Raw genomic sequence first — 5,640 nt, forward strand, 5'->3', positions numbered from 1 at the left:
CCCCAACGCGACTCCGCATCGACCGCCGCATCAAACCAGTCATCTTTCTCACGAAAGATGTCACACAGGTTGTCTAGGTTCGAGGGTGGCGTTGTCGCGCAGGCCGACAGCAAAATGATGCATGACAGGAGCAGTAATCGGCAGTGCATCCTCGTCCTCTTACGCTACTGGGTCACAAGTCCTGTGAGGTCATGGACCAATTCATCCATTGGTACAGTACGTTCCGGGGGCGGTCGACGGATATCAAATAGGCCCGCGCGACGGCCCTGTGGATCAATGATAAACAGCTTGCCTGAATGCTGGACATCATAGTTCCCTTGACTCTTCTCAACAAAATAGATCGCGCCCAGCGATTTGGTCAACGGCCGCAAGACGTCGTGCGGCGCCGTCGCGGCGAGAAAGTCCGGATGAAAAAAGCGAATATAGCTGGCCAACCGTTCCGGGCTGTCTCTCTCCGGATCGACCGAGACAAACAACACCCGCCACTGCTTTTTTATCTGCTCTGGCAATTGTTTATAGACACGTGCCAAGTCAGCCAACGTCATCGGGCAGATGTCGGGACAGTGCGTGTAGCCGAAAAAGGCAATCACCCATTTCCCTTTTAAGTCGGTGAGCGACAGCGGCTTGCCGTGACTATCAGTGAGTGTCACTTCTGGTAACTGAGAACGTTCAGCATATAGTTTTACCCATTGTGGCTGAAAGTGCATCGATCGCCACACCGCTTGGCCGAAGAACCAAACGAAAAACAAAATGGGAATCAGTGACACCAACAGTGCTGTTTTGACGTTTTTATTCATGCGGCGCCTCTCATGTATGGGTGAAAAAACACATAGTGATCAACGACGAATAATGCGAAGAGGAGCATCAGATAGACAATTGAATAACCGAAGGTTGGCATCGCATATCGGTCGTCTCTTTTTAAACGATAGGCATAATGTAGAAATTTCACGGCGAGCACTATGGCGCCAACCAGATAAATCAAACCACTCATGCCGACGAGATAGGGTAGAAGTGTCACTAACAACAGCAACCACGTATACAAAATTAACGCGGTTTTCGTAAATTCAACACCGTGGGTCACCGGCAGCATCGGGATATTGGCGCGCGCATAGTCATCACGTCGCGCTATCGCCAATGCCCAGAAATGCGGTGGCGTCCATGTATAAATAATCAACACCAAAAGTAACGCCTGCGGATCGATTTCGTTGGTGACAGCTGTCCAACCCAGCAACGGGGGTACCGCTCCCGAAATCCCACCAATCACAATATTTTGTGGGGTGGCACGCTTGAGATAAAGGGTATAGACAAAAGCGTAGCCAACCAATCCGAAAAGTGTCAGCCATGCAGTAAGTTCGTTGACAAAATACAACAAAATGGCCATTGACAAGGCGGCCAAGAGCGACGCAAACAAAAGGGCCGGAAGTGGCCTAACCTTCCCCTGAGGGATCGGACGCGATTCGGTCCTCGCCATGATGGCGTCAACGCGCGCATCCACAACATGGTTGATTACCGCCGCCCCCATGGCAGCCAGCGCAATGCCGAGATTACCCCACAGCAGCGTATCAAGCGGCGGTAGCCAACGCACGTCTGGATCATTGGCCAAAATCATGCCAATAAAAGCCGTCAAAACCAAAAGGGCCACCACCTTTGGCTTGGTCATCGCAAAATAATCGCGCCACTCTACCATTCGCTTAGCCTCGTATTGACGCAATGTTTCGTGCAGACCAAAGCAGCCCGTTCAAGGCAACCAGCACGGCGGCCAACAGTGCGCCAACCGCATTATGCGCCACGGCGTTGATCAACGGTAAATGCAGAACGATATTCATCACGCCTAAAGTAAACTGAAGCAACACAAGGGCCATCAGTGCATAACCAATGCGGTTGAGCAGGCGGGTCGTGGCGCGCGTCAGTTGCCAACCCGTAAGCAATACCACCGCAAGGGCAGCAAAGGCACCAAAACGATGCAAAACATGAACAGCAACACGACCCTCTAGGGTTTTTACGCCAAATTCATAATTCTCGGCATGATGCCACAAGGTCAATCCTTCTTTAAAATCGGCATGCGTCCACCAATCCGCATGACAAATTGGAAGCTCAAGACAAGCGGTCGCTGCATAGTTGGCACTTGTCCAGCCACCAAGCGCGATCTGTATTGCGACCACAATCAGCGCAACCAAAGCCCACCACTTGTATTTCGTGCCTTCCGCAGCGGAAATAGCCAAGCGGTTGTGGTCAACGCGGCGTTGTGACAGGACGTAAAGGAGCAGCAATAACGAAAACACGGAAATGCCGCCGAGCAAATGCGCCATGACCACCAACGGATTGAGCTTCATCGTCACCGTCCACATGCCAAGTAACGCCTGAAATACGACCAGAACCGCCAAGGCGGTCGGCAGTTTGACGGGGAACTTCGCCGACTGCGCGCGTGCTCGCCAGGCGATGACCACCAACACAAAAATCAAGAGGCCTAAGGTCCCTGCGAAATAGCGGTGAACCATTTCATTCCAGGCTTTATGTGGCTCAAGTGGCCGTTGAAATTTGGCCTCGGCGGCCGCAACGTGTTCGGGGTGTTTTGGTACGGTAAGATGGCCATAACAACCAGGCCAGTCTGGACACCCTAAGCCAGCATCGGTCAATCGCGTATACGCACCCAGCACGACAACACAGAAGGCAAGTACAGTGCCAATTAATGCCAAGTTCCGAACGAGTTTATAGCTACGCGTGTTTGTCATTATCAACCTCAACCAATATGCGAATATTTAAGCAATTTTCTCAAATCCTTGAGCATACCTTTGCCGTGCAGCGGGGCGCTTTTTGCATCCGGCGCCCAGTCGTATTCCAACATCACATTACCCATTGGATCCATGATATATATCTTCCCGGGAATCAATGGCCCTTGCACAATTTCCCAAAATAACACCCCTGGCGCTAACGTTTTGACATCGCCCGTATTAAAAGCCTCGCTTCGCTTGCCACGATGAACATAAATCAATCGGACTCGTGATGCGTCCTTGCCCAACGCCAGGCGCACATGCTCCGCTAACGCGACGTTCAATTCACACATTTGGTCACAGCGCTCACCGCTGCCGTAGATTAATATCTTCCACGCCTTCCCGGCCGATTCGATGGTCTGGTTGTTGGCAAATTTATAGTCCTCAGCCGTCACCACCGGATTCAGCAATCTTCCATGTGCGGCCACGCCAACATTTTTAAACCAACCTAGCCAATACCCGGCATAGGCCAGCACAATCGGTAAGCTGAACAGTATCAGTAGTGCGATGACTTGAATCTTATCATTTCTGGTCTGGTTCATCGGTTTTTCAATTCTCTTTTGGATTTGCGCCAGAGATAGCCCCAAAGCAGACACCATGTCAGGGCCAATAGCGACCATTGTACGGCATACCCATAATGACGCTCTGGAGGCATCGTCGATAGAATTGGAATTTCTGGAATTCTGCCAAGCCGCGACTCCGGCAACAACTGGATCAAAACAAAAGGCATCCAAGGTTGCTCAGGCGCGATTTCGCGCTGAATCGTCTCGAGGTTAAGGCCTGGAATACGCCACACCTGCCCGGTGCCAAGCGGCGGAAAATCAGTCACTCGGTAAGAATCCGGTCGATAAATCAAGCCAACCAATGTGGTTGCATCGCGTTCTGGCGGAGTCAACTGATTTTCAGTTGCTGGCATCGGCAGCCACCCTTGATCGACCAGACAATAACTTCCGTCATCAGTGACAAAGACGGACAACGTATGATAACCGTAAACGCCTTGGCGCACTCGATTGTCGAGCACAATGTTCGGGCCATTGGCCAGGAAACGGCCATGCACCTTCACATTCTGAAAATTCGGCCACTTCTGATGACGCGCATCGCTCAAGACTATGGCATCTGCGTTGGCTCGGACCGCCATTTGCGCGAGCGCACGCGCTTTCTCATTGCCGCGCTGCCACTGCCAATGTGCCAAGGCGATAAGCAATAGCAACCCCGGCATAAATACCAAAATAACCGTAAGCAGCCGTTTTTTCACCTGAATTGGCGTATAATTTCTCTCCATCACACCCAACTGGGATCAAGTATGTTCATTAAATTACTCATGTTCCTGACCTTTATGGTCATTATCGCGAGCTTATTTCGAGGACTTTTTACCCTGGTCAAGGATCAGGGACGCAGCAAACGCACCGTGAACGCCCTGACAGTGCGTGTTGTTGCTTCGGCCATTTTCATCATCCTCATCGTCATCGGCATCAAGACCGGAGCACTCAAGCCCCATGGTGTGATGGGCCTGAAACCCGCAGCGTCACAAGTTGATAATGAACGAAAGGGAGCAAATCAACCTTAAACTGATTTGCTCCCTGCCATAACTTGACGGTCTGCTAATTACAGGACGTAGACAAACGCAAACAATGCGATCCACACCACGTCGACAAAGTGCCAATACCAAGCCGCCGCTTCAAACGCAAAATGTTTCTCTGGGGTAAAGTGCCCCTTAATGGCCCGTACCAGCATCACCGTCAACATAATCGCACCGACCGTCACGTGCATCCCGTGAAATCCGGTCAACATGAAGAACGTGGACCCATAGATGCCACTGCCCAAGGTCAGCCCCATTTCCGTGTAAGCGTGAATGTACTCTTCAACCTGCAGGGCAAGGAAGCTAAAGCCAAGCACCAGTGTGAGCACGAGCCCCAGAATGGTTTTGGCACGATTGCCTGCCTTCAAAGCATGGTGCGCCCATGTCAGGGTAAAGCTCGAGGTCACCAGCAAAATTGTATTGACGAACGGCAGCCCCCAAGGCGGCATGGCTGTGGTGGTTTCGCCCGCTGGCGTCTCAGTTAACGGCCACCGGGGAATAAAATCAGGCCAAAGCAGCTCATGCGTCATGGCATTATTGCCTTCCCCACCGAGCCAGGGGACAACAAAGGTTCGTGCGTAAAACAACGCACCAAAAAAGCCTGCGAAAAACATAACTTCTGAGACAATGAACCACATCATCCCCATGCGGAAGGAGCGGTCCATTTGGGCGGAGTATTTTCCTGAGAGTGACTCGTGGATGACGTCCCTGAACCAACCGATCATAAAGTAGAGCAGAATGGCAATGCCCGCCAAAAGCACATAGGCACCCCAACCACCCCCAGTTTTGAGGTCATGCATGACCTGACCAGCACCCAAGATCATCAGCAATAGGGCGAATGCACCGACTGCTGGCCACTTGCTTTGTTCAGGAACATAGTATTTTTCGTAATTGGCCATTGTTTTCTCCTAACCTCCTATTCACGACGACACAGCAGGCGTCGCGACTTTTTTCGTAATATCGTACAAGGTATATGACAGCGCGATGTCATGCACTTCCGCTTGCAACGCCGTATCCACAAAAAATCTCAGTGGCATCCACTTCGCCTCACCCGGTGCCAAAGGCTGCTGATTGAAACAGAAGCACTCGATTTTGTGGAAATACAAGGCGCTTTGTCCTGGCGCCAAGCTTGGGACTGCCTGAAAGACCAAAGGCTTGTCCGTTTTATTCTTGATGTAAAAGCGCGTGACATAGGTTTTCCCAGGATGCACTTTCATCGTATAAGTCTCGGGCCGGAATTCGACTTCAACATCCATTTCCTTGGACAGTTGAGCGATAAACTGCAGATCA

General features: G+C 51.3%; 8 protein-coding genes. 1 reads left to right on the forward strand and 7 read right to left on the reverse strand.

Going from position 1 to position 5,640, the window contains the following annotated elements; translation table 11 throughout:
• Positions 1-164: 164 nt before the first annotated feature.
• From D6694_01390 to D6694_01410, 5 genes are read right to left on the reverse strand one after another with little or no spacing between them, the layout of a single operon-like run.
• Positions 165-797, reverse strand: coding sequence for an SCO family protein (locus tag D6694_01390; GenBank protein RMH47817.1), 633 nt, complete (start codon positions 795-797; stop codon positions 165-167).
• Entirely contained in the window at positions 794-1,687 is an 894-nt protein-coding gene (locus tag D6694_01395; protein ID RMH47818.1) for a protoheme IX farnesyltransferase, read from the reverse strand. Before D6694_01395 ends, D6694_01390 begins: the two co-directional genes overlap by 4 nt.
• Before the next feature lie 4 nt (positions 1,688-1,691).
• Entirely contained in the window at positions 1,692-2,732 is a 1,041-nt protein-coding gene (locus D6694_01400; GenBank protein ID RMH47819.1) for a heme A synthase, read from the reverse strand.
• An 8-nt stretch (positions 2,733-2,740) separates the two neighbouring features.
• On the reverse strand, positions 2,741-3,313 hold the full coding sequence (locus tag D6694_01405) for a hypothetical protein (protein ID RMH47820.1): 573 nt from the start codon (positions 3,311-3,313) through the stop codon (positions 2,741-2,743).
• Entirely contained in the window at positions 3,310-4,053 is a 744-nt protein-coding gene (locus tag D6694_01410) for an SURF1 family protein (GenBank protein RMH47821.1), read from the reverse strand. Before D6694_01410 ends, D6694_01405 begins: the two co-directional genes overlap by 4 nt.
• 21 nt (positions 4,054-4,074) lie before the next feature.
• On the opposite strand from D6694_01410, the gene D6694_01415 reads away from it, so the two are divergent.
• A complete protein-coding gene (locus tag D6694_01415) occupies positions 4,075-4,338 on the forward strand; it encodes a twin transmembrane helix small protein (GenBank protein ID RMH47822.1) in 264 nt (87 codons plus the stop codon).
• A gap of 38 nt (positions 4,339-4,376) precedes the next feature.
• On the opposite strand, the gene D6694_01420 is transcribed toward D6694_01415, so the two are convergent.
• Positions 4,377-5,249: a cytochrome c oxidase subunit 3 gene (locus D6694_01420; GenBank protein RMH47823.1), complete on the reverse strand. Its 873-nt coding sequence runs from the start codon at positions 5,247-5,249 to the stop codon at positions 4,377-4,379.
• Between the two features lie 21 nt (positions 5,250-5,270).
• A complete protein-coding gene (locus tag D6694_01425) occupies positions 5,271-5,636 on the reverse strand; it encodes a hypothetical protein (protein RMH47824.1) in 366 nt (121 codons plus the stop codon).
• Between the last annotated feature and the right edge of the window lie 4 nt (positions 5,637-5,640).

The organism is Gammaproteobacteria bacterium, from assembly GCA_003696665.1.
Lineage (GTDB): Bacteria > Pseudomonadota > Gammaproteobacteria > Enterobacterales.

What these genes read in the sequence shown, in the direction of transcription:
- D6694_01390 (RMH47817.1), bottom strand. Translation starts at nt 797, where the DNA reads ATGAATAAAAACGTCAAAACAGCACTGTTGGTGTCACTGATTCCCATT.
- D6694_01395 (RMH47818.1), bottom strand. Translation starts at nt 1,687, where the DNA reads ATGGTAGAGTGGCGCGATTATTTTGCGATGACCAAGCCAAAGGTGGTG.
- D6694_01400 (RMH47819.1), bottom strand. Translation starts at nt 2,732, where the DNA reads ATGACAAACACGCGTAGCTATAAACTCGTTCGGAACTTGGCATTAATT.
- D6694_01405 (RMH47820.1), bottom strand. Translation starts at nt 3,313, where the DNA reads ATGAACCAGACCAGAAATGATAAGATTCAAGTCATCGCACTACTGATA.
- D6694_01410 (RMH47821.1), bottom strand. Translation starts at nt 4,053, where the DNA reads ATGGAGAGAAATTATACGCCAATTCAGGTGAAAAAACGGCTGCTTACG.
- D6694_01415 (RMH47822.1), top strand. Translation starts at nt 4,075, where the DNA reads ATGTTCATTAAATTACTCATGTTCCTGACCTTTATGGTCATTATCGCG.
- D6694_01420 (RMH47823.1), bottom strand. Translation starts at nt 5,249, where the DNA reads ATGGCCAATTACGAAAAATACTATGTTCCTGAACAAAGCAAGTGGCCA.